The organism is Novosphingobium album (ex Liu et al. 2023), from assembly GCF_029076845.1.
GTDB lineage: Bacteria > Pseudomonadota > Alphaproteobacteria > Sphingomonadales > Sphingomonadaceae > Novosphingobium.
The window spans coordinates 90,144-112,767 of sequence record NZ_JARESE010000019.1; the positions used below are offsets into that span (position 1 = coordinate 90,144).

The window sequence follows — 22,624 nt, forward strand, 5'->3', positions numbered from 1 at the left end:
CTCAGTCGGGAAACTCGCGATTGGCGCGCAGCACTGCGCCCGCCAGGTAAAGCGATCCCGCGATCAGCACGATCTCGCCCCGTGCGGGACCGATCCGCAGCCCTTCCAGGGCCTCCGCCACGCTGGCGCGGGCCTCGGGCGCGGGTCCGCCGCGCGCGATCGCGGCGAAGGCCTCCACGCCATGGTGCTCATGGCCGGGCACCGGCACCACGCTGAGGCTGGCCAGTTGCGACAGCAGCGGCTGCACGATCGCTTCTGGGCTCTTGTTGGCAAGCTGGCCGATGACGAGGTGGATATAGCGGTCCGCCCGGCGGAAGAAGCTCGCCAGCGCGTGGCCCGCGTCGGCATTGTGCCCGCCATCGAGCCACACCGGCGTGCCCGGCGGCAGCAATCCGGTCAGCGGTCCCGGCCCAAGCTGTTGCAGCCGCGCGGGCCAGCGCGCCCATTCCATCGCCGCCGCCAGCGCCGAATCGGGCACCGCGACAGCGCTCTGGTGGCGCAGCATGGCGATCGCCAGCCCGGCATTGGCGATCTGGTGCCGCCCGCGCAGGCGTGGCGGCGGCAGGCGCAGGAACCCATGCCGGTCGCGATAGCTGAGCTGCTTGCCGCGCAGCGTGACTTGCCAGTCGTCGGGCCGGGTGAACAGCGGCGCGCCGACCCGCGCGGCCTGATCGGCGATGACCTGGTTCATCGCGGGCGAATAGTTCTGCGTTACCAGCGGCACCCCCGGCTTGGCGATGCCCGCCTTTTCGAACGCGATGCGCGAAAAGGGCGGCCGGGGCGTGCCTTCCTCGGGCGCCAGCAGGAACGCCTCGTGATCGATGCCGAGCGAGGCGATGCCGCAGACGGCGGGGCTTTCGAGCACGTTGGTCGCATCGAAGCGCCCGCCCAGGCCAACCTCGACGATCGCGGCGGCGGCCGGCACGCGCGCGAAGGCCAGGAAGGCGGCCGCCGTCGTCACTTCGAAGAAGCTGGGGCCGATGCCCGCCGCCTCGGCCGCGTCGAGCACTTCGGCCAGCAGCTCGGCCAGCGCGTCGTCCTCGATCAGCCGGCCGGCCAGGCGGATGCGTTCGTTGTAGCGCACCAGATGCGGGCTGCTGAAGACATGCACCGCCTGGCCCGAAGCCTCGATCGCGGCGCGCAGGAACGCACAGGTCGATCCCTTGCCATTGGTGCCCGCGACATGGAACGCGGGCGGCATGTGCCGGTGTGGATCGCCCAGCCGCGCGAGCAGGGCGCGGATCGTATCGAGCCCGAGCCGTCCTTGCGGCAGCGACAGGGCGCCGAGCCGATCGAGCTGGCGCTGGACGGCGGGACTGTCGGACGTGGCGAAGTCTCTCACGGCCTCTCGACCACCCTATCGGCGCTCCCCCTCCCCGCGCCGGGGAGGACGCGCATCACGCAACCTCGCGCGCCGCATGGACCGCGGCGGCCAGCGCGCCGGTCAGCTCGCGCAGCGGGCCGGGCGCATCCGCGCCATGCCGCGCCACCAGATCGACCAGCGCCGATCCCACCACCACGCCATCGGCTACGCGCGCGATCCGGGCGGCCTGATCGGGCGTGCGCACGCCGAAGCCGACCGCGACGGGAAGGTCCGTCGCCGCCTTGAGCCGGGCGACCGCATCCTCGATCGATCCTTGCGCGGCCTGCTGCATCCCGGTGATCCCGGCGACCGAGACGTAATAGAGGAACCCCGCCGATCCATCGAGCACCACCGGCAGCCGCGCCGCGTCGGTCGTCGGGGTCGCCAGCCGGATCGGCGCGATGCCCGCCGCGCGCAGGGCCGGGCCCAGCTCGGCATCCTCCTCGGGCGGGATATCGACGCAGATCACGCCGTCGACGCCGGCTTTGGCGCATTCCCGGGCAAACCATTCGGGGCCGCGAATGGTCATGGGATTGGCATAGCCCATCAGCACCAGCGGCACTTCGGGATGGCGCGCGCGGAATTCGCCGGCGATGCGGAACAGGTCTGCGGTCTTCGTGCCCGCCGCGAAGCTGCGCAAGTTCGCCTGCTGGATCGCCGGCCCATCGGCCATGGGATCGGTGAACGGCATCCCCAGCTCGATCACGTCGGCCCCGCCCGCGACCAGCGCGTCGAGATTGGCGGCGGTATCGCCGTCCCCCCCGGTGATGAAGCAGACGAGCGCGGGGCGGCCCCTGGCGAAGGCGTTGGCAAGGCGGGCGGTCATCGCGTTTCCTCTTCGCGGGAAGAGGCGCGCAAGGCTTGCGTCGTCAACGCCCTCTCCCCTTCAGGGGAGAGGGTTGGGAGAGGGGCACGGCGCGCCATCTCGATTGTCTCGGCCAGCCTGATCAACACACCTTCCATATTCGTCATCACATCCTGATTGGTGAAGCGGATCACGTGATATCCGCGCTCATTCAAGAATCTCGTCCGTTCCGTATCATAGTCATCATCGGCATCGTGCGTCCGCCCGTCGATCTCCACGACCAGCCTCGGCTCGTTGGCGGCAAAATCGGCGATGTAGCGGCCAATGACCTTTTGCCGGCGAAATTTCACTCCATCGAACCGCCCGGCGCGCAGTTGCAGCCAGACGCGGGTTTCGGGTTCGGGCATCTGCTGACGCATGGCTTTGGCATATCCAGTCAGCCTTGCGTCTCGCACTTGCCCCTCTCCCAACCCTCTCCCCTGAAGGGGAGAGGGCTTTTAGAGCTTCACCCCCAGCGCTTCGGCCACGGTGAAGATGTCCTTGTCGCCCCGGCCCGAGACGTTGACGACGATGATCTGGTCCTCGCCCATCGTCAGGGTTAGCTCGGGCAGCGCGGCCAGGGCATGGGCGCTTTCCAGCGCCGGGATGATGCCTTCGAGCTGGCAGCACAGCTGGAACGCATCCAGCGCCTGGTTGTCGGTGATCGGCAGATAGCGCACCCGGCCGCTTTCGTGCAGCCACGAATGCTCCGGGCCGATGCCGGGATAGTCCAGGCCGGCGCTGATCGAGTGGGCCTCGGTGATCTGGCCGTCCTCGTCCTGGAGCAGATAGGTGCGGTTGCCGTGGAGGATGCCGGGGCCGCCGCCGGTGAGGCTGGCGGCGTGCTGGCCGCTGGCGATGCCGTGGCCGGCCGCCTCGATGCCGACCATGGCCACGTCGGGATCGTCGAGGAAGGGGTGGAACAGGCCGATCGCGTTCGATCCGCCGCCGACGGCGGCCACCAGCATATCGGGCAGGCGCCCTTCGGCCTTGAGGATCTGCTCGCGGGCTTCCTTGCCGATCACGCTCTGGAAATCGCGCACCAGTTCAGGATAGGGATGCGGGCCGGCGGCGGTGCCGATGATGTAGAACGTGTCGTGCACGTTCGCCACCCAGTCGCGCAGCGCCTCGTTCATCGCGTCTTTCAGCGTTTCGGCGCCGCTCGTCACCGGCACCACCTCGGCGCCCAGCAGCTTCATGCGGAACACGTTGGGCTTCTGCCGCTCGACATCCTTGGCGCCCATGAAGATCACGCAAGGCAGGCCGAAGCGCGCGGCGACCGTGGCGGTGGCGACACCGTGCTGGCCGGCGCCGGTCTCGGCGATGATCCGGGTCTTGCCCATGCGCAGCGCGAGCAGGATCTGGCCGACGCAGTTGTTGATCTTGTGCGCGCCGGTGTGGTTCAGCTCTTCGCGCTTGAAATAGATCTTCGGGCCCATCCCCTGCGGTGCCGCCTCGCGATAATGCGCGGTCATGCGCGGGGCGAAATAGAGCGGGCTGGGGCGGCCGACGAAATGTTCGAGCAGATCGTCGAACTCGGCCTGGAACGCGGGATCGGCCTTGGCCGCGCGGTATTCCTTCTCCAGATCGAGGATCAGCGGCATCAGCGTTTCGGCGACATAGCGCCCGCCGAAGCGGCCAAAATGCCCGCGCTCGTCGGGCAAGGTGCGGAAGCTGTTCGGCTGCGGACTCACACTCATGCCGCGCGCTTGGCAGAGGGCCGCCGGCTTGTCCAGACCGGGCGGTGGCAAGGGCGCGCGCGCCCGGCCCTGTTCCATCGTTATGCGCCGCGTGCCGCCGCGCAGAAGGCGGCGATCCGGCCCGCGTCCTTGACCCCCGGCGCGCTTTCGACGCCGGATGAGGTATCGACCAGCGGCGCGCCGGTCAGCCGCGCGGCTTCGGCGACGTTTTCCGGCGTGAGCCCCCCGGCCAGCCCCCAGGCGAGCGGCCCTTGCCAGTGCGCGACAAGGCTCCAGTCGAAGCTGAGGCCCATGCCGCCCGGCAGCGTGCCCTTGGGCGTCTTGGCATCGAACAGCACGAGATCGGCCGCCCCCGCATAAGCGCCGGCCTGCGCGACATCGGCGGGGGAAGTGACGGGCAGCGCCTTCCACACCGGCAGGTCGAAGCGCGCCTTCAGGTGCGCCGCGCGTTCCGGGCTTTCTCCCCCGTGAAGCTGCAGCGCGTCGAGCCGCGCCGCCGCCACCGCATCGGCGATCACGGCATCATCGGCATCGACGAACAGGCCGACCTTGCGGACATGGCCCTGCGCCCGCGCCGCCAGGGCCGCTGCCGTGGCGGGCGAAAGGTTGCGCGGGCTGGGCGCGAAGAACACGAAGCCGGCGTAGTCGGCGCGCGCGCGGATCACCGCGTCGAGCGCGGCGGGATCGTTGATCCCGCAGATCTTGATAAGCGGCGCGGCCATGGCACGCCCCTTAGCGCGCCATGGCCGGATGTCGAGCGTTGCCGGCGATCAGGGCGCCAGTTCGAACTGCACCGTCACGCCCATGTTCATTTCCAGCTCGCCGGCGGCGACCGGCGGCGGGGGCGGCGCGGCGGAAAGCGAGTCGGCGGCCGCGCGGCGGTACATCACCGGCTGCGGGGCATAGCCGCCGTTCTCGCTGATCGAGATGATACGCACCACGCGCAGGCCCGCCGCCTGGGCATAGAGCTGCGCGCGCTGGCGGGCGATCTTCATCGCTTCCACCCGCGCTTCGTCAAGCGCTTCCTCGGGCCTGGCCAGCATGAAGTTGGGACCGTTGACCTGGTTGGCCCCGGCCGTGACCAGCGCGTCGATCACCTTGCCGAAGTTGTCGAGCTTGCGCTGGCGGACCGAGACGGTGTTGTTCGCCTGATAGCCGACGATGCTCTGATCGCCGGCTTCATAGCTGCCATCGGGCAGGCGCTTGGGCGGGGCGTAGACCGGGTTGAGGTTGAGATTGCTGGTCTGGATGTCCTTGTCGGCGATGCCCGCGCGCTTGAGCGCGGCGATCACCGCCGTCATCCGCGTGGAATTCTCGGCCAGGGCGGCGCTGGCGCTGGGCCCCTGGGTGGTGACGCCGGCGGTGAACATCGCCATGTCGGGCTCACGCGTGGACGCGCCTTGCGCCGAAACGGTCAGCAGCGTGTGGCTGGCCTCCAGCGTCGGCACCGGGGTCTGCTGGGCCATGGCGGGCTGGGCAAGGGTGGTGGCGGCGAACGCGGCGGCGGCAAGCAGGACGGCGGACTTCAGGGACATCGGTTTTTCTCTCCTCGATCGTCGGCCCGCTCATCGCCGTTCGGCACTTTCGCGGGCCTGAACGCCGATAACGCCCAAGGTTCAGCCTGGTGCCGATCCCGCCTACAGCGTCGCCTCGATCGCCCGGGCCGCCGCCAGCGGATCCTCGGCGCGGCTGATCGGGCGGCCGACCACCAGCACGCTGGCGCCCGCGTCGCGCGCCTCGCGCGGGGTGACGGTGCGCTTCTGGTCGCCGGTCTTGCCATCGGCCGGGCGCAGGCCGGGTACGACGAAGAAGCCGTCCTTCCACTGATCGTGCACCGCGCCGACTTCGTGGCCCGAGCAGACGATGCCGTCGAGCCCGGCGGCATGGGCCAGTTCGGCCAGCCGCAGCGCCTGCTCGTGCGCCGAGCCGGAAACGCCGGTCGCATTCAGGTCGCCATCGTCAAGGCTGGTGAGCACGGTGACGCCCACGACCTTGCAGTTCTCGCCCGCCGCCGCCTTGGCGTCCTCCATCATCGCCCGGCCGCCCGAGGCGTGGACCGTGACGATCGAGGGTTCGAGCACGTGGATCGCCTGCATCGCGGCGGCGACGGTGTTGGGAATGTCATGCAGCTTGAGGTCGAGGAACAGCGGCAGGCCGATCTTGTGGATCTCGTGAACGCCGTGATGGCCGTGCGCGCAGAAGAATTCGAGGCCGAGCTTGATCCCGCCGATGTGCCCGGAAACTTTGCGGGCAAGCGCTTCGGCGGCGTCGAGACGCGGCAGGTCAAGGGCAAGATATACGGGATTCTGGCTCATTCAGGTCTTTCCGTGGTGGTATTCGGCACAGGCGTGGTCAGCGGGGCGGGATCGCCCGGCGCAAGCTCGGGCAGGGAGGGCGGCGGCGCGACCGAGACCGAGCGCACGCTGCTTTCCAGCGCGGTGATCCGGCGGTTGTATTGCCAGCGGCGCGCGCGGTGGAGCAGCCACATCGGCACCGCGCCCAGCCCGAAGAAGACCAGCGCGACCACGCCCACCGGCCATTCGAAATGAATGTAGTTGCCATCGGACAAGGGCCAGAAATTGACCGGCACCGTCGTCCAGTTCATCGCGATGAATGTCACCAGGATCGCCGTAAGGGCGATCCACAGGATCGTGCGAATGACCTGCAAGGCTTCCTCCTGTTCCCGCCTGTAGTCCCGAAGGAATGCTAGGCGGGAATGCGCCGGTTGGGAAGGCCGGGAGATTCCCGGTGCGGCTGGGGGATTTTGTCTGGAAATGCGCGCGCCGGTGCCGCCTCGGGCCCAACGGCGCGCTTCCAGACGACACCCTCAGGCGGCGAACACGCGATCGAAGATGCGATCGACCTGCTTGTAGTGATAGCCCAGGTCGAACTTCTCCTCGATCGTCTCGGCCGGCAGCGCGGCGGCGACTTCGGGATCGGCCTTGAGCAGTTCGAGCAGGCTGAGCTGCCCGTCCGATTCCCACACCTTCATCGCGTTGCGCTGGACGAGGCGGTAGGATTCGTCGCGGCTGAGCCCCGCCTGGGTCAACGCCAGCAGCACGCGCTGCGAGTGGACGAGGCCGCCCATCCGGTCGAGGTTCTTCTGCATCCGTTCGGGATAGACCAGCAGCTTGTCGATCACCCCGGTCAGCCGCGCCAGCGCGAAATCGAGCGTGATCGTCGCGTCCGGGCCGATGAACCGCTCCACCGAGGAGTGCGAGATGTCGCGCTCGTGCCAGAGCGCCACGTTCTCCAGCGCCGGCACCACGGCGGCGCGGACCATGCGGGCCAGGCCCGTGAGGTTCTCGGTCAGCACCGGGTTGCGCTTGTGCGGCATGGCGCTCGACCCCTTCTGGCCGGGCGAGAAGTATTCCTCCGCCTCCAGAACCTCGGTGCGCTGCAAGTGCCGCACCTCGATCGCGAGGCGCTCGATCGAGCTGGCGATCACGCCCAGCGTGGCGAAGAACATCGCGTGCCGGTCCCGCGGGATGACCTGGGTGGAAATGGGCTCGGGCACCAGGTCCATCTTCCAGGCGACATATTCCTCGACCGAGGGATCGACATTGGCGAACGTGCCGACCGCGCCCGAGATGGCGCATGTCGCCACGTCCGCGCGCGCCGCGATCAGCCGCGCCTTGCAGCGGGCGAACTCGGCATAGGCCTGCGCCAGCTTGAGGCCGAACGTCACCGGCTCGGCATGGATGCCGTGGCTGCGCCCGATGGTGGGGGTATACTTGTGCTCCTCGGCCCGGCGCCGAAGCGCGGCGAGCAGCGCGTCAAGGTCCGCCAGCAGGATGTCGGCCGCCTTGGTGAGCTGGACGTTCAAGGTGGTGTCGAGCACGTCGGAGCTGGTCATGCCCTGGTGCATGAAGCGCGCCTCGGGGCCGACCTGCTGCGCCACCCAGTCCAGGAAGGCGATCACGTCATGCTTGGTCACGGCCTCGATCGCGTCGATCGCGGCGACGTCGATCGCCGGGTCGGTCGCCCACCAGTCCCACAGCGCTTGCCCCGCGCTTTCCGGCACGACGCCCAGCTCGCCCATCTTGACGGCGGCATGAGCCTCGATCTCGAACCAGATGCGATAGCGCGCTTCGGGTTCCCAGATCGCGGTCATCGCGGGGCGGGCATAACGGGGGACCATGTTCGACTCCGGTTGGCTGGATGCGGCTGCCGCTAGGGCGCGGGGGGCCGGAAGGCAAGGGGCGGGGCGGAGGAGGAGGAGGGAGGGGGAGGATGAGGAGGGGGCGGGCGGCAGGGCGAACCGCGCCCGCCCCTTTGCGCCTAGCGGATCAGGCCGTGCATCCGCGGCACGCCGATCTCGCGATGGGTCACTACGCCCGGTGCCGCCTCGCACACCGCCGGGATCACGTTGACCCCGGCCATGGCTGTCCACGGCAGGCCGCCATAGCGCTTCTCGCCATCGACCTCGCGCATCGAGGTGAGCGAAAGCTCCATCGGCGGATCGCCCTCGATGCGGATGCGATAGCCCGAAGGGCCGGTGTCCCAGTGGGGCGAGACATGTTCCTGCCCCATCACCCAGAAGCAGTGGTAGGTGATGCACGGCTTGCCGCCGGCCCAGCCCGTCCATTCGTAATGCTGCCCGGCGACGGTGCCTTGCCGGATCACCCCGTTGGGATAGGGGATGTCCTGCGTGGCCGTGGCCAGTTCCAGCCTGGCGGTGACATCCTCCACCGCCAGGCCCAGCGCTTCGAGCACGAGCTGCATCGACTGGGCGAACATCTGCGGCGCCTCCGGCGAGCGGCCGGGATTGGCCAGCACGTCGTCGGGCGTGCGGCCAAAGCCCATGAACTCGATATAGTTCGACGGGTTGGCCAGGTGATCGATGATCTCGTAAAGATGGATATGGTCCACCCGGTCGGCGATGCGCAGCACGGTGAGCGGCAACAGGTCGCCCGCGAAGCCGGGATGGATGCCCGAACCGTGGAACGAGACACCGCCTGCCTTCGCCGCCGCGTCCAGTCCGTCCAGCTCGTCCTTGTACTTGCCATAGCGATAGAACGGCCCGAGCGGCGAGACCACGTTCTTGCCCGAGCGCAGCAGGCGGCTCACCATGTCGAGATCGGGCAGGGCCGGGGCGAAGTGCACGCAGTCCGCCTCCAGCGCCAGGATCGCCTCGGGATCGTCGGTGGCGATCACGCCCAGCGGCGCGATGCCCGCGATCTCGCCCGCGTCGCGCCCGACCTTCGCGGGATTGGTGACGAGCGTGCCGACCAGTTCGAAGGCCGGATTGCCGGCGAAGTGCCGGATCGCGGTCTTGCCGACGTGGCCGGTGGCCCATTGCACCACTTTGTATGTCCTGTTGGTCATCTTGCTCTCCCTGTGAACTCTTATTCTGGCCAGGCGAAGGCGATCCGCGTCTCGCCGTTGGCCTCGCCGTGTGCGTCGAAGCGGCGCTCGACGATGCTGCCCCGGCCTTGCGCGTCGATCGCCACCACTGTCGAGCAGCGCGTGCCATAGACCGGATCGCGGATGAAGGGCGCGGTGTCGGGTGCCTCGCGCCGGATCTCCGAAGGCTGGGTGGAATGCAGCCCGATGCCCGGCAGTGTCTCGTCGGCCAGCGCGGCGAACAGCGGGTCGAACGCGCTGTCCTCGCGCGCCAGCCAGTCGAGCACGGCGGCTTTCAGCTGCAGCGTCTTGGGCCAGGGCTCGTCCAGCGCGCCGTTCGACAGGCCGTAGATGCCCCGCGCCAGCGCGGTGCGCAGCGCCTCGGGCCGGTTGGAGAAGAACCGCGCCCCGCCCTTGTCCGCCAGGATGAGGTTGAACGGGTTGAAAGCCATCAGGTCCACCGCGCCCGGATCGGCATAGGCGCCGCTGCCCGAAAGCGCATCGGTGACGAGTGCCCCGCGCGAGGCGCGCGAGGGATCGGGATCGCCGAAGCCGCGCCGGTTGGTGACCAGGGCGAAGCGGCCGCGCGCGCTCACCCCCAGCCAGGTGCCGCCGGACTTGAGATCGCGCCCGGCGATGATGCCGCTGGCGTCATCCCAGCGGGCCAGCGCGGCGGCGGGGCGCTGGTGGTATTCGTCGCGATTGCCGATCGCGACCAGCCGCCAGCGCGGATGCGCGGCCCAGGCGATGGCGGCCACGCACATCAGATCAGCCCCTTGGCCTTGAGCGAGACATGCCCTTCGCGCCCGATCACGACATGATCGTGCACGACGATGCCCAGCAGCCGCCCGGCTTCGGCGATGCGGTTGGTGATGTCGATGTCGGCACGGCTCGGCTGGGGCGAGCCCGAGGGATGGTTGTGCACCAGGATCAGCGCCGTCGCGCCCAGATCGAGTGCGCGGCGGATCACTTCGCGCGGGTGGATCGCGGCTTCGTCGATCGAACCGTCGCCAACGTGATCGTCCAGGATCAGCATGTTCTGGGAATTGAGGTAGAGCACGCGCACGCGCTCCACCGTCAGGTGCGCCATGTCGATCGTCAGATAGTCGATCAGCGCTTGCCACGATCCGATCACCGGCGCCTCGCGCACGCGCTGGCGGGCCAGGCGGCGCGCGGCGATCGCCACCAGCTTGAGCGCGGCGGCGCTCGATTCGCCCATCTCGGGATGCAGCGCCAGCGCGCGGGCATCGGCGTTGAGCACGCCGGCCAGCGATCCGAACCGCTTGATCAGGGTGCGCGCGATCGGCTTGGTGTCGATCCGCGGCCGCGCCAGCATCAGCAGGTATTCGATCACCTCGTGATCGGCCAGCGCGTCTTCGCCGCCGGCGATCAGCCGCTTGCGCAGGCGCGCGCGGTGGCCGCTGGCGTCCTGCCCGGCCGGAGGAACCGCGCGTTCACCGAAGAGTTGGGGTTCGTCTGGCATGGCGTCGTGGATTGCATTGCCTTTCTCGCGGGGCGCGCGCAAGTGAGGGAGCGGATGGCGCAAGACGAAGACCTGCCGGACCCGGATGCCGAAGCCGGACAGGAGCCGCCGCGCCGGCGAGGCTGGCGGCGCTGGGCCGTGGGCGTTCCCGTGGCGCTCGCGCTGGCGCTGGGATTCGCCTGGATCTCGCGTGAGCGCATCGCCGACGATTTCCTGGCCGGGCAGCTGGAAGGCATGGGCCTGCCGGCGACCTACAGGATCGCCCGCATCTCGCCCGACGAGCAAGTGCTGCGCGATGTCGTGATCGGCGATCCCGCGCGGCCGGACCTGACCATCGCCGAAGTGCGCGTGCGCACGCGGCTGCGCTTCGGCCTGCCGGGGCTGGGGCGCATCACGCTGGTGCGCCCGCGCCTGTGGGGCAGTGTCCATGGCGGCAAGCCGAGCTTCGGCAGCCTCGACAAAGTGCTGTTCACCGGCGGCAAGGCGCCGTTCCGCCTGCCCGATCTCGACGTGGCGATCGAGGATGGGCGCGCGCTGATCGAAAGCGATTACGGGCCGCTCGGTGTCAAGGTGGAAGGGAAAGGGCCCTTGCGTGGCGGCTTTGCCGGCGCGCTGGCCGTGCTTGCGCCGCAACTGGCCCACGGCACCTGCCGCACGGGGCGGGCCAGCCTTTACGGCACGGTGACGATCGCTGGCGAGAAGCCGCGCTTGCGGGGGCCGCTGCGGCTGGCCGGGCTGGATTGCCCCGACGATGCGCTGAAGCTGGCGAAAGCCGGGGCCGAGATCGACATCACGCTCGACCAGCCGCTCGATGGCGGCGAGGGTCGCATCTCGCTGGCCGGCGGCGCGCTGGCGCTGGGGCAAAGCCGGCTGGGCGAGGCGAAAGGCACGGTCCGCTTCACGTATCGCAAGGGCGCGCTGACCGCGCGGCACGATCTGAAGGCGCAAGCCATCGTCACGCCGCAGGCCCGGCTGGCGGCGCTGGGCATCGAGGGCCGGGTCCGCGCCGCCGACGGGCTGCGCCGGATCGAGGTCGAAAGCGATATCACCGGGTCCGGGCTGGCCGGCGGGGGGGCGCTGCTCGATGCGCTGGCGCGCGCGCAGGCGGCGGGCGAAGGCACGCTGGCCGTGCCGCTGCTGACGCAGATCCGCGCGGCGCTGGCCCGCGAGACGCGTGGCAGCCGCTTTGCCGGCAGCATGATCCTGCGCCGCGCGGGCAAGGCGGTCACGCTGGTCGTGCCGCGCGCCGCCCTGCACGGCGGCAGCGGCCAGACGCTGGTGGCGCTCTCGCGCGTCCAGCTCATGGCGGGCGAGGCGGGGCTGCCCCGGATCACCGGCAATTTCGCCACGGGCGGCAAGGGCCTGCCCGCGATCGCCGGCCGGATGGAGCGCGGCGCCTCGGGCGGGTTGACGCTGCGCGTGCGGATGCCCGAATACCGCGCCGGCGACGCGCGCATCGCCTTGCCCGAACTGGCGCTGGCGCAAGCCCCGGGTGGGGCGATCGGCTTTGCCGGCGAGGCCCGCCTGACGGGAGCACTGCCGGGCGGGCGCGCGGAAAACCTGGTGCTGCCGCTTGATGGCAACTGGTCGGCGCGCGGCGCGCTGGCGCTCTGGCGGTCCTGTGTCGATGTGCGGTTCGATCGGCTGGAGATCGCCAACTTGCGGATCGACAAGCGGCGCCTGCCGCTGTGCCCGCCGCGCGGCCGGGCGATCGTGCAAGGCACGCCGGGCGGTTCCATCGCCATCGCCGCCGGCGTGCCCGCGCTCGATCTCTCCGGGCGGCTGGGCCAGACACCGATCCGTATCGCCAGCGGCCCGGTGGGCTTTGCCTGGCCCGGCACGCTGACGGCGCGCGCGCTCGATATCGCGCTGGGGCCTGCCGCCACCGCCTCGCGCTTTCGCGTGGCCCATCTCGATGCCCGGGTCGGCCGGGAGATTTCGGGCACGTTCGATGGCTCGGACGTGCTGCTGGCGGCGGTGCCGCTCGACTTGCGCGATACCGGCGGGACCTGGCGCTATGCCGATGGCGTGCTGACGCTGGGCAACGGCGCGTTCCGGCTGGAGGACCGCGAGCAGGTGGACCGTTTCGCGCCGCTGCTGGCCCGCGACGCGACGCTGACGCTCAAGGACAACGTGATCGACGCTGAGGCGCTGCTGCGTGAGCCGGCAAGCGGGCGCGAGGTGGTGCTGGCGACGATCCGGCACGATCTGACCAGCGGGCGCGGTCATGCCGACCTCGCCGTGCCCGGCATTCTCTTCGACAACGCGCTCCAGCCCGATACGCTGACCCCGCTGGCGCTCGGCGTGGTCGCCAATGCGCAAGGCACCGTGCGTGGCCGGGGTCGGATCGACTGGGACGAGAACGCCGTCACCTCGAACGGCAGCTTCACCACCGACGCGCTGGATTTCGCCGCCGCCTTCGGGCCGGTGCGGGGCCTGTCCGGCACGGTCGCCTTCACCGACCTGCTCGGCCTTGTCACCGCGCCGCGCCAGCGGCTCGATATCGCCGCGATCAATCCGGGCATCGAGGTCTATGGGGGTGTGCTGTTCTTCGATCTCAAGCCCGGCTACGTCGTCGACGTCGAGGGTGGAAACTGGCCGTTCCTTGGCGGCACGCTGCGCCTGCAGCCGGTAACGATGCGCATGGGCGTGGCCGAGACGCGGCGCTATGTGCTCGATATCGAGGGGCTGGACGCGGCCCAGCTGGTCGAGCGGATGGAGCTGGCCAACCTTTCGGCCACCGGCACGTTCGATGGCACGATGCCGCTGGTGTTCGACGAGAACGGCGGGCGCATCGTCGGCGGCAGGCTCACCGCCCGGCCGCCCGGCGGCAATGTCTCCTACATCGGCGAGCTGACTTATAAAGACTTGTCGGCCATGGCGAACTTCGCGTTCGACGCGCTGAAATCGCTCGACTATCGCCAGATGGAGATCGGCATGGAAGGCGCGCTGGAAGGCGAGATCGTCACGCGCGTGCAGTTCCTGGGCATCAAGCAGGGGCAGGGCACGTCGAGCAATTTCCTGACCAGGCGGATCGCCAAGCTGCCCATCCGGTTCAACGTCAACCTGCGCGCGCCGTTCTTCCAGCTCGCCAGCTCGTTCCGCTCGTTCTACGATCCGGCCTATGTGCGCGATCCGCGCGGGCTGGGCCTGATCGATGCGCAAGGCCGCCCGATCGCGCCCGCCCCCGGCGCGCCGGCCGGCCTTGCTCCGCCGCAACCGCCCATTCAGCCTTCCGAAAGCGCGCACCAGCCATGAAGCCATCACGATTGACCGTTCGATTCCCCGCTGCGACAAGCACAGGCATGACTGTGGCAGGGATGGGATACGGGCAGCCGGGCCGGCGTGGGCTCCCGCAAGGCGCGGGACGCGCGGCGGCGGTGCTGGTGACAGGGGCGATGATGCTTTCGGGCTGCATTTCGGTGAACGCGCCGGACAAGCCGATCGTCATCGAGCTTAACATCAACATCAAGCAGGAAGTGATCTATCGTCTCGCCGATGATGCCTCGAAGACGATCGAAAGCCACGGGGATATCTTCTGATGAGGAATGACATGCAGACCAGCCGTTTCCACCGTATCGGCCTTGCCGCCGGCGCCGCCGCGCTGATGCTGGCCGGGCTGGCCGCGCCGGCCTTCGCGCAGCGCGATCCGGCCTATGAGGCCGCGCGCGCCGCCGGCCAGATCGGCGAGAAGATGGATGGCTATCTCGGCGCGGTCGGCGGCGTTCCGGCCGCGGTGCAGAAGATGATCAGCGATCTCAATATCAAGCGCAAGGCGGTCTATGCCCAGAAGGCGCAGGAACAGCACGCCACGCTGGAGGAATATGCCTTCACTTCGGGCTGCCTGCTGATCTCGCAGACCAGGCCGGGCGAGAAGTACCAGGCGCCGGACGGAAGCTGGCAGACGCGCGGCGGCGGCGCCCCCCAGCGCGATCCCCGCTGCCCGTAAGAGGCCAGCCTTAACCCAGCGCCGCCTGCTTTTCCGCATAGAGCCGGTCCAGTTCGGCCCGGCTCTTCTTTTCGGCCGCGGTCTTGAGCTGGCCGCAGGCGGCGTCGATATCGCGGCCGCGCGGGGTGCGCACCGGCGCGCTGATGCCCGCTTCGAAGACGATGTCGGAAAAGCGGCGGATACGCTCGGGGCTGGAGCATTCGTAAGGCGCGCCGGGCCAGGGGTTGAACGGGATCAGGTTGACCTTGGCGGGCAGCTTGTACTTGCGGATCAGGCGGACCAGCTCGCGCGCGTCCTTGTCGCTGTCGTTCTTGTCCTTCAGCATCACGTATTCGAAGGTGATGCGCCGGGCATTGCTGGCGCCGGGATAATCCGCGCAGGCCTGCAGCAGTTCCTCGATGCCGAACTTGCGGTTGATCGGCACGATCTCGTCGCGCACCTCCTTGGTCACGGCGTGGAGCGAGACCGCGAGATTGACGCCGATCTCCTCGCCGCAGCGCGCCATCAGCGGTACCACCCCGCTGGTGGACAGCGTGATGCGCCGCTTGGACAGGGCCAGGCCATCGCCATCCATCACCAGCGCCAGCGCATCGCGCACATTGTCGAAATTGTAGAGCGGCTCGCCCATGCCCATCATCACGATATTGGTCAGCAGGCGTCCGTCCGAGGAATAGGAGCCTTCGTCCTCCTCCTCGTCCAGCCCGGCCATGGTCCCGCCGCCCTTGGGCCATTCGCCCAGCGCGTCGCGCGCCAGCATGACCTGGCCGACGATCTCGCCCGCCGTCAGGTTGCGCACCAGCCGCATCGTGCCGGTGTGGCAGAACCGGCAATTGAGCGTGCAGCCCACTTGCGAGGAAACGCACAGCGTGCCGCGATCGGCATCGGGAATGAACACCATCTCGAAATCGTGGCCGTCGGCGGTGCGCAGCAGCCACTTGCGCGTGCCGTCGGTCGAATGCTGGGCCTCGACGATTTCCGGCCGGCCGATCACGAAGCGCTCGGCCAGCCATGGCCGCATGGTCTTGGCGATATCGGTCATCGCCTCGAATTCGGTGACGCCGCGATGGTAGAGCCAGTGGAACACTTGCTTGGCGCGCAGCCGCGCCTGCTTTGCGTCCAGCCCGGCCTGGGCGAACAGTTCGGCGATCCGCCGCCGGGGCAGGCCCATCAGATCGAGGCGGCCATCGGCGCGCGGCGTCACGCCCTCGACCAGATCGGGGCGCGGCACGGGCACCGGATCGATGTGTCCGGGGATCGGCATGAGATTGGTATCGGCCATGGGAGCGCGGATATAAGCCTTCGCGGGCCGAACGGGAAGCCCGCCGGGTCGCTTGCGCGCGAATGGCGTGTTCGCCCGCCGGGTTCCCGCCGACGATCGCATGGCAAAGCCGGGCCATCGCAAACATGTGACAAATTTCCCTCACTTGTTTCGTTGTGTCAGGTTCATGAAACTTTCTTCCCACGAACTTCATTCCACAAGTCCGGCGGCCACGGCTGCCGAGCATTATGGAGTTCACTATGAAGAAGATTTTTGTCTGCATCGCCACCGGTGGCGCGCTCGTTTCGGTCCCCGCGCTGGCGCAGGACACGGCCTCGCCGTTCACCGGGCCGCGTGTCGAGGCCATCGTCGGCTATGACAAGACCCGCGCCGGCAGCAGCGTCGATACCGATGCCGCGGTCGGCAACAAGCAGTCGATGGACGGCGTGCTCTATGGCGTCGGGGCCGGCTATGACGTCGATCTCGGCAGCGTCGTGCTGGGCGCGGAGGCCGAAGTCACCGATTCGACCGCCAAGCAGAGCTTCGGCGCCGGGGACTTCGAAGGCTTCGGCAGCGGCAACATCAAGACCAACCGTGACCTCTACGTTGGTGCGCGCGCCGGCGTGAAAGTCGCGCCGACGACGCTGCTCTATGCCAAGGCCGGCTACACCAACGGTCGCTTCGGCGCCTATTCGAGCGACGGCGAAGTCGCCTATCGCGAGAAGTTCGATGCCGATGGCTACCGCGTGGGCGCCGGCGTGGAGCAGGCGGTGGGCAGGAACACCTTCGCCAAGCTCGAATACCGTTATTCGAACTACTCGAAGGGCGAGATCGACTTTGGCGACGACTTGCCGGACAGCCAGCGCTTCGACGTCGATCTGGACCGGCACCAGGTGGTGGCCAGCGTCGGTATGCGCTTCTGATCTGAAGCATAGGCCGTAACGGCGAAGGGGCGGCGACCGCGCGGCCGCCCCTTCGCTTTATGAAGGGTGTCGGAAATACGCGAAAGAGCGTGTTTCAAGGAGCGTGTTTCGTTGCGGCGTCGGCGGCCCGCTACCGCACCCTCGCGCAGCCCACCGAGGCCGCGTCCATCGCCGATGCGGCGCCCGGCAAGGGCCAGGTATTGCTGAAGCGCCGGCCGCGCGCGTCCGTGGCGCTCACGGTCATGGCCGGGGCGGAGCGCATGGCCGCGACGATGGCGGCATTGGCGCGGTCATCGGGCGCCCAGGCATCGCCGCCGCCGCCCGAAAGCGGATAGCGCTGGTCAGCGATGGTCAGCACGATCCGCGCATGGGCGGCCAGCTTGCGTGAAACCCGGAAATGCACCTGATTGCGCGCGCCGCGCCGGGGCCAGGTGCCGATGGCGGCATAGGGCTGGTAATCGCGCGCCAGCGTGCTGGGCTCGGCCATGGCGATGGCATAGCAGCGCGGCACCGCCGGATCGCGAAACGCGCCCCACTGCCCATACATCCCCAGGCTTTCTCGCGCCTGCGCCGGCCCGCCGAAGGCCATCGCGGCAAGGCAGAGTGCGAAAAGGGCCGTCCGTCTGGTCACGGCCGTCCCCATCGCAGATCGCGTCAGCCGGCGAAAGGCCCCGTTCGCGCGATTCCTCAGGCGACTTCGCGGAAGACCTCGCCGATCTTCTTGCCGTCCTCGAAATAGCCCAGGCCATAGTCGCCCTTGATCGTGGTGCGCAGGGTCTGGCGTTCGTACTTCGCGTTGCAGCCTTCCACCGCGTGGAGCATCCGGTGGTTGTCCCAGATCACCATGTCGGTGGGCGACCAGTCGTGCCAATAGGCGCTGGTGCCTTCGCCCAGGCGGTTGATCTCGTGCGCCACTTCGTCAAGCAGGGCATCGCCGGCCGCGTTCTCCTCGTGCTCCAGCGCGACCGCCATCCACGGGCCGAAGTGCAGCACTTTCTCGCCGGTTTGGCGCTCCCAGATCGCCGGGTGCATGGCGCGCGGGAAGATCGCCACTTCCTTGAGCAGCGCGGCGGTGGAGGCATGTTCGGTCAGCGGCGTGAAATTGACCCCGTATTTCTGCTTCGAAAGCCGGGTGTCGAGCGTGTAGATCACATTCCGGCCTTCCAGCCGGTCGCGCAAGCCCCGCGGGAACTGGCGGTACAGCTCGATGCCGTCCATGAAGCCGGTGCGGCCACCCACGGGCGCGGCGATCGGCGATCGCAGCACGCCGGCATAGTTCAGCTCGTCGTTGTAGCAGTGATCGAAGTGCCACGGCGAAAAGCGCGCCAGCACTTCGCCCTGATATTCGACCAGACCCTCGCCCTCCTCGGGATTCTCGTTCCGGGGCACATAGTGCATGTCGATCACGCCTTCGGCCTCGTCGCCGGTTTCCTTGTCGCGCGGGGTCGATTTGGTCGGGTGGTCCTTGAGCGGGCCGAACACCTTGCTCAGCGCCACTTGCATCCGGGCGCTGGGCTCCATGCCGCGAAAGACGATCATGCCGCGATCGACGAACAGGTCGCGCAGCTGCTGGCGGATCGATTCGTCCTCGATATTGCTCCAGCCCAGGCCACTGACCTGCGCGCCGAAGCTGAGCGTGTCATCAAGGTCGCGGACGGTGATTCCTGCCATTTCTCTCTTCTCCCATGTCTTTTCCCGTCGTTCGCCCGCCCCGGAAATGGGCGAAAACCGCCATTTCGAAAAGGGTGCGGAAGGCGCCGGCGGGCGCATCAGTAAGCGTGCTCACGATATACTATCGCTCATATGTCCGCGCCAGGGAAAAACGTGGCCGCGCCGCAATTCGGCGGTTGCGTCGCGTCGCGGCAGGCCGCACAATCGCGCTCGCTTTCAGGGAGGAGAGGGAACCGTCCGGGCAATCCTGCCGGGCGGTCTTCCAGGGGGCGAACTTGGCGGGGCGATACGATTTCATTGTCATCGGCAGCGGGCCCGCGGGCCGGCGTGCCGCTATCCAGGCCGCGAAGCTGGGCAAGTCGGTGCTCGTGATCGAGGGGCGGCTGAAGGTCGGCGGGGTTTCGGTGCACACCGGGACGATCCCGTCCAAGACCTTGCGCGAAACCGCGCTGAACCTGTCCGGCTGGCGCGAGCGCGGGTTCTATGGCCGTTCCTACCGGGTCAAGAAAGAGATCGGCAGCGATGACCTGTCGATCCGGCTGGGCAAGACGCTCGACTACGAAGTCGACGTGCTGGAACACCAGTTCCTGCGCAACGGCGTCGCCACGCTGGCCGGGTTCGCGCGCTTCGCCGATCCGCAGCACGTGGTCGTCACCTCGCCCGACGGCAGCGAGCTGCTGGTGGAAGGCGAGCGTTTCCTGATCGCGGTGGGCACCGTGCCGTTCCATCCCGGCAATGTCGATTTCACCGATCCCGACATCATGGATTCGGACGAGGTCGTCGAGATTCCGCGCTTGCCGCGTTCGATGACGGTGGTGGGCGCGGGCGTGATCGGCATCGAATACGCGACGATCTTTTCCGCGCTCGACGTGGCCGTGACCGTGGTGGAGCCGCGCCCGACCTTCCTCGATTTCGTCGATCGCGAGATCATCGACGAGTTCGTCCACCAGCTGCGCGATCGCGGCGTCACCTTCCGGCTCGGCGTCGCGGTGGAGAATGTGGCGAAAGGCCCCGATGGCCGGGTGGTGACGACGCTGTCCGACGGGCGCATGGTGCGCACCGAGATGCTGCTCTACTGCGCCGGGCGCATGGGCGCCACGGCTGACCTGGGGCTCGACAGGTGCGGGCTGGAGTGCGACGCGCGCGGCCGGCTGACGATCGACCCGGCGACGTTCCAGACATCGGTGCCGCATATCTATGCGGCGGGCGACGTGATCGGCTTTCCCAGCCTCGCCTCCACCTCGATGGAACAGGGCCGGATCGCCGCCTGCCACGCCTTTGGCCTGCCGCTGCCGCCCGCGCCGGCCTATTTTCCCTATGGCATCTATGCCGTGCCCGAGATCTCGACCGTGGGCATGAGCGAGCAGGAAGTGCGCGATCGCGGGATCAATTACGAATGCGGCATCGCCCGCTTCCGCGAGACCTCGCGCGGGCACATCATGGGGCTGGAACAGGGCCTGATGAAGATGATCTTCTCGAACAAGACGCGGCGCCTGCTGGGCGTGCACATCATCGGCGAAGGCGCGACCGAGCTGATCCACATCGGCCAGGCCGTGCTGAACCTGAAAGGCACGATCGACTATTTCATCGAGAACACGTTCAATTATCCGACGCTGGCCGAAGCCTACAAGATCGCCGCGCTCGATGCCTGGAACCGCATGGCGCGATAATCCTGCCTTCTCCCCTTTCAGGGAGAAAAGGTCGGGGGCAGGGGCCATTACCTAGCCCGCGAATTACCCGATATCATGAATCGTCCCTTATCGCCGCCCTTGCGCGCGACGGTGAAGCCGCGCGAATCCTCGACTTTGCTGAGGGCGAGAGATGAACGCGGGGCTCGATACGCTGTTAAGGAAAGCCAGGGGCGCCGAGCGCCGGGGCGAGCGCGAGCTGGCGCTCGGGCTCTATCGCGAGGCACAAGCGCGCTATCCCCGCAATCCGCGTGTCCATGAAAGCCTGCGCAAGCTGGAAAGCGCCGCCCCGCCGAAGAACGATCCGCCGCAGGCGGCGTTCGATGCGGCGGTGCGCGATTATCGCCGGGGCGCGTTCGGCGATGCTGCGCGACAGGCCGAGGCGCTGGCGCAAGCCCATCCACACTCGCACGCGGTGCACAACCTGCTGGGCGCGGCCTGCCTGTCGCTGGGCGATCATGCGCGGGCGGCGGCCGCGTTCCGGCAAGCCGCGGCGATCGATCCGGGGCAAGTGGCCAGCTATAACAACCTGGCGATTGCCCTGCGCCGCGCCGGCCGGATCGACGAGGCCGAGGCGACTTATCGCGACATCCTCGCGCGCTGCCCGGACTATGCCGAGGCGCATTACAACCTGGCCGGCCTGCTCCATGCGCAAGGCCGCGCGGCCGAAGCGGCGCGCGGCTACCAAACCGCGATCGCGCTGAAGCCCGACTATGCCGATGCGCACTACAACCTCGCCAACCTGCTGCGCGAGGGCGGCGAACCGGCCCTTGCGCTGGAGCCTTACGCCCGCGCGATCGCGCTGCGTCCCGATCACGGCGACGCGTTCAACAACCTGGGCTGCGCGCTGCTCGCGCTCGACCGCGACGAGGAGGCGATCGCCGCGTTCCGCCGCGCCGTCGCGATGCAGCCAGGCAATGCCGCCGCGCTGGTCAACGAAGGCAAGGCGCTGGCCCGCCGGGGTGAGCTTGATCTGGCCGTGGCCTGCTTCAAGCGCGCGCTGACGATCGCGCCGGGCGATGCGGCGGTGAGGAAGTACCAGCTATTCCATCAGGCCCACGCCTGCGACTGGGAAGCCTATGCCGAATTCCCGGCGCTTCCGGTCGAGGCGGGGCAGGATAGCGGCGCGCTCGCCCCGTTCTCGGCGCTGCCGTTCGAGGATGATCCCGAGCACCAGCTGCGCCGTTCGGCCGCTTATGCCCGCGCGACCTTTCCCTCTGAAACCGCGCCGCTCGCTCCGCCGCCGCCGAGCGCGGACGGGCGCATCCGCATCGGCTATTTCTCCTCCGATTTCCATGACCACGCGACGCTGTTCCTGATGTCGGGCCTGCTGCGCGCGCATGACCGTTCGCGCTTCGCGATCCGCGCCTACAGCTACGGGCCGGGCCGGGACGATGCCATGCGCCGCCATGTGCGCGATCATGTCGACGCCTTCATCGACATTCGCGAGATGGACGATACCGCCGTGATCGCCCGCGCCCGCGCCGACGCGCTCGACATCGCGGTCGATCTCAAGGGCTTTACCTGCGACAGCCGGGTCGCGCTGTTCGCCGGGCGGCTGGCGCCGGTGCAGGTCAGCTACCTGGGCTATCCCGGTTCGATCGGCCATCCGTGCATGGACTATATCGTCGCCGACCCCGTGGTGCTGCCCGAGGGGGACGAGCGGTTCTATTCCGAGAAAGTGGCGCGCCTTGCCGGCAGCTATCAGGCCAATGACGATCGCCGGCCGATCACGCCCGACAGCCGGGGCCGGGCGGGGCATGGGCTGCCCGAGCAGGGCTTTGTCTTCGCCAGCTTCAACCACACCTACAAGATCGGCCCGCGCGAGTTCGACGTGTGGATGGGCCTGTTGCGCGAGGTCGAGGGCAGCGTGCTGTGGCTGCTGCGATCGAACCGCTGGGCCGAAACCAACTTGCGCGCCGAAGCGGCCCGGCGCGGGGTCGATCCCGCGCGGCTGGTGTTCGGCGAGTGCCTGCCGCACGGCGAGCATCTCGGCCGCCTCGCGCTGGCCGACCTGTTTCTCGACAGTTTCGCGGTCAATGCCCACACCACCGCCAGCGACGCGCTGTGGGGCGGGCTGCCGGTGCTGACCCTGGCCGGCCGCCAGTTCGCCGCGCGTGTCTGCGCCAGCCTGCTCCACGCCGTCGGCCTGCCCGAACTGGTGACGCACGGCGAGGCGGCCTATGCCGCGCTGGCGCTGGACCTGGCGCGCGATCCGGCGCGGCTGGCGGACCTGCGCGCGCGGCTTGCCGCCAACCGCCTGACGCACCCGCTGTTCGATACCGCCACGCATACCCAGGGGCTGGAAGCCGCCTATGCCGCCATGCACGAACGCCGCCTCAAGGGACTGGCGCCGGATCACTTCGCGATCGCTTGATCGCGCCGCCCCTCGCCCGTCG

At 68.8% G+C, this 22,624-nt stretch carries 21 protein-coding genes; 6 read left to right on the forward strand and 15 right to left on the reverse strand.

Going from position 1 to position 22,624, the window contains the following annotated elements; genetic code table 11:
• Window position 1 precedes the first annotated feature (1 nt).
• The 12 genes from PYV00_RS07450 to radC all read right to left on the reverse strand — a co-directional run bounded on the left by PYV00_RS07450 (window position 2) and on the right by radC (window position 10,736).
• Window positions 2-1,342, reverse strand: a complete 1,341-nt coding sequence (locus PYV00_RS07450; RefSeq protein WP_275227648.1) for a bifunctional folylpolyglutamate synthase/dihydrofolate synthase — start codon at window positions 1,340-1,342, stop codon at window positions 2-4.
• A gap of 55 nt (window positions 1,343-1,397) precedes the next feature.
• The gene (gene trpA / locus PYV00_RS07455; protein WP_275227649.1) at window positions 1,398-2,189 is read right to left on the reverse strand and encodes a tryptophan synthase subunit alpha; all 792 of its coding nucleotides are present in this window, start codon (window positions 2,187-2,189) and stop codon (window positions 1,398-1,400) included.
• Complete coding sequence (locus PYV00_RS07460) at window positions 2,186-2,623, reverse strand: endonuclease domain-containing protein (protein WP_275227650.1); 438 nt, start codon at window positions 2,621-2,623, stop codon at window positions 2,186-2,188. Before PYV00_RS07460 ends, trpA begins: the two co-directional genes overlap by 4 nt.
• A 42-nt stretch (window positions 2,624-2,665) precedes the next feature.
• Entirely contained in the window at window positions 2,666-3,907 is a 1,242-nt protein-coding gene (gene trpB, locus PYV00_RS07465) for a tryptophan synthase subunit beta (protein ID WP_275227651.1), read from the reverse strand.
• Window positions 3,908-3,987: 80 nt separating this feature from the next.
• Window positions 3,988-4,629 (reverse strand): phosphoribosylanthranilate isomerase, encoded by a 642-nt coding sequence (locus PYV00_RS07470; protein ID WP_275227652.1) that lies wholly within the window; start codon window positions 4,627-4,629, stop codon window positions 3,988-3,990.
• Window positions 4,630-4,677: 48 nt separating this feature from the next.
• Window positions 4,678-5,442 (reverse strand): SIMPL domain-containing protein, encoded by a 765-nt coding sequence (locus PYV00_RS07475; protein WP_428981614.1) that lies wholly within the window; start codon window positions 5,440-5,442, stop codon window positions 4,678-4,680.
• Window positions 5,443-5,544: 102 nt separating this feature from the next.
• Window positions 5,545-6,222, reverse strand: coding sequence for an orotidine-5'-phosphate decarboxylase (pyrF, locus tag PYV00_RS07480; protein WP_275227653.1), 678 nt, complete (start codon window positions 6,220-6,222; stop codon window positions 5,545-5,547).
• Window positions 6,219-6,575: a LapA family protein gene (locus PYV00_RS07485; protein WP_275227654.1), complete on the reverse strand. Its 357-nt coding sequence runs from the start codon at window positions 6,573-6,575 to the stop codon at window positions 6,219-6,221. Before PYV00_RS07485 ends, pyrF begins: the two co-directional genes overlap by 4 nt.
• Window positions 6,576-6,734: 159 nt before the next feature.
• Window positions 6,735-8,048 carry an adenylosuccinate lyase gene (purB, locus tag PYV00_RS07490; RefSeq protein WP_275227655.1) on the reverse strand — a complete coding sequence of 438 codons (1,314 nt, stop codon included), beginning with the start codon at window positions 8,046-8,048 and terminating at the stop codon, window positions 6,735-6,737.
• 140 nt (window positions 8,049-8,188) lie between these two features.
• Window positions 8,189-9,235, reverse strand: a complete 1,047-nt coding sequence (locus tag PYV00_RS07495; protein ID WP_275227656.1) for an NAD(P)H-dependent amine dehydrogenase family protein — start codon at window positions 9,233-9,235, stop codon at window positions 8,189-8,191.
• A gap of 20 nt (window positions 9,236-9,255) precedes the next feature.
• Window positions 9,256-10,017: an NRDE family protein gene (locus PYV00_RS07500; RefSeq protein ID WP_275227657.1), complete on the reverse strand. Its 762-nt coding sequence runs from the start codon at window positions 10,015-10,017 to the stop codon at window positions 9,256-9,258.
• Window positions 10,017-10,736 (reverse strand): RadC family protein, encoded by a 720-nt coding sequence (gene radC / locus PYV00_RS07505; RefSeq protein WP_275227659.1) that lies wholly within the window; start codon window positions 10,734-10,736, stop codon window positions 10,017-10,019. The genes PYV00_RS07500 and radC overlap by 1 nt, the downstream gene beginning before the upstream one ends.
• Window positions 10,737-10,790: 54 nt before the next feature.
• On the opposite strand from radC, the gene PYV00_RS07510 reads away from it, so the two are divergent.
• The 3 genes from PYV00_RS07510 to PYV00_RS07520 are packed head-to-tail and all read left to right on the forward strand — an operon-like array spanning window position 10,791 to window position 14,685.
• On the forward strand, window positions 10,791-13,994 hold the full coding sequence (locus PYV00_RS07510) for a YdbH domain-containing protein (RefSeq protein ID WP_275227660.1): 3,204 nt from the start codon (window positions 10,791-10,793) through the stop codon (window positions 13,992-13,994).
• Between the two features lie 47 nt (window positions 13,995-14,041).
• Window positions 14,042-14,278 (forward strand): YnbE family lipoprotein, encoded by a 237-nt coding sequence (locus PYV00_RS24355; protein ID WP_342803800.1) that lies wholly within the window; start codon window positions 14,042-14,044, stop codon window positions 14,276-14,278.
• Window positions 14,278-14,685, forward strand: coding sequence for a YdbL family protein (locus tag PYV00_RS07520; protein WP_275227661.1), 408 nt, complete (start codon window positions 14,278-14,280; stop codon window positions 14,683-14,685). The genes PYV00_RS24355 and PYV00_RS07520 overlap by 1 nt, the downstream gene beginning before the upstream one ends.
• Before the next feature lie 10 nt (window positions 14,686-14,695).
• Here PYV00_RS07520 and rlmN read toward each other — a convergent pair whose 3' ends face one another.
• The gene (gene rlmN / locus PYV00_RS07525; protein WP_275227662.1) at window positions 14,696-15,964 is read right to left on the reverse strand and encodes a 23S rRNA (adenine(2503)-C(2))-methyltransferase RlmN; all 1,269 of its coding nucleotides are present in this window, start codon (window positions 15,962-15,964) and stop codon (window positions 14,696-14,698) included.
• 239 nt (window positions 15,965-16,203) lie between these two features.
• Between rlmN and PYV00_RS07530 the strand changes: the two genes are divergently transcribed.
• Window positions 16,204-16,866: an outer membrane protein gene (locus tag PYV00_RS07530; RefSeq protein WP_275227663.1), complete on the forward strand. Its 663-nt coding sequence runs from the start codon at window positions 16,204-16,206 to the stop codon at window positions 16,864-16,866.
• A gap of 130 nt (window positions 16,867-16,996) precedes the next feature.
• Here the strand turns inward: PYV00_RS07530 and PYV00_RS07535 are convergent, their stop codons facing one another.
• A complete protein-coding gene (locus PYV00_RS07535) occupies window positions 16,997-17,497 on the reverse strand; it encodes a hypothetical protein (protein ID WP_428981615.1) in 501 nt (166 codons plus the stop codon).
• 56 nt (window positions 17,498-17,553) lie between these two features.
• On the reverse strand, window positions 17,554-18,537 hold the full coding sequence (locus PYV00_RS07540) for a TauD/TfdA dioxygenase family protein (protein WP_275227665.1): 984 nt from the start codon (window positions 18,535-18,537) through the stop codon (window positions 17,554-17,556).
• A 275-nt stretch (window positions 18,538-18,812) separates the two neighbouring features.
• Here PYV00_RS07540 and sthA point away from each other — a divergent pair, with 275 nt between their 5' ends.
• Together sthA and PYV00_RS07550 are read left to right on the forward strand one after the other, a co-directional pair.
• Entirely contained in the window at window positions 18,813-20,207 is a 1,395-nt protein-coding gene (gene sthA / locus PYV00_RS07545) for a Si-specific NAD(P)(+) transhydrogenase (RefSeq protein WP_275227666.1), read from the forward strand.
• A gap of 151 nt (window positions 20,208-20,358) precedes the next feature.
• Window positions 20,359-22,602 carry a tetratricopeptide repeat protein gene (locus tag PYV00_RS07550; RefSeq protein WP_275227667.1) on the forward strand — a complete coding sequence of 748 codons (2,244 nt, stop codon included), beginning with the start codon at window positions 20,359-20,361 and terminating at the stop codon, window positions 22,600-22,602.
• Window positions 22,603-22,624 lie beyond the last annotated feature (22 nt).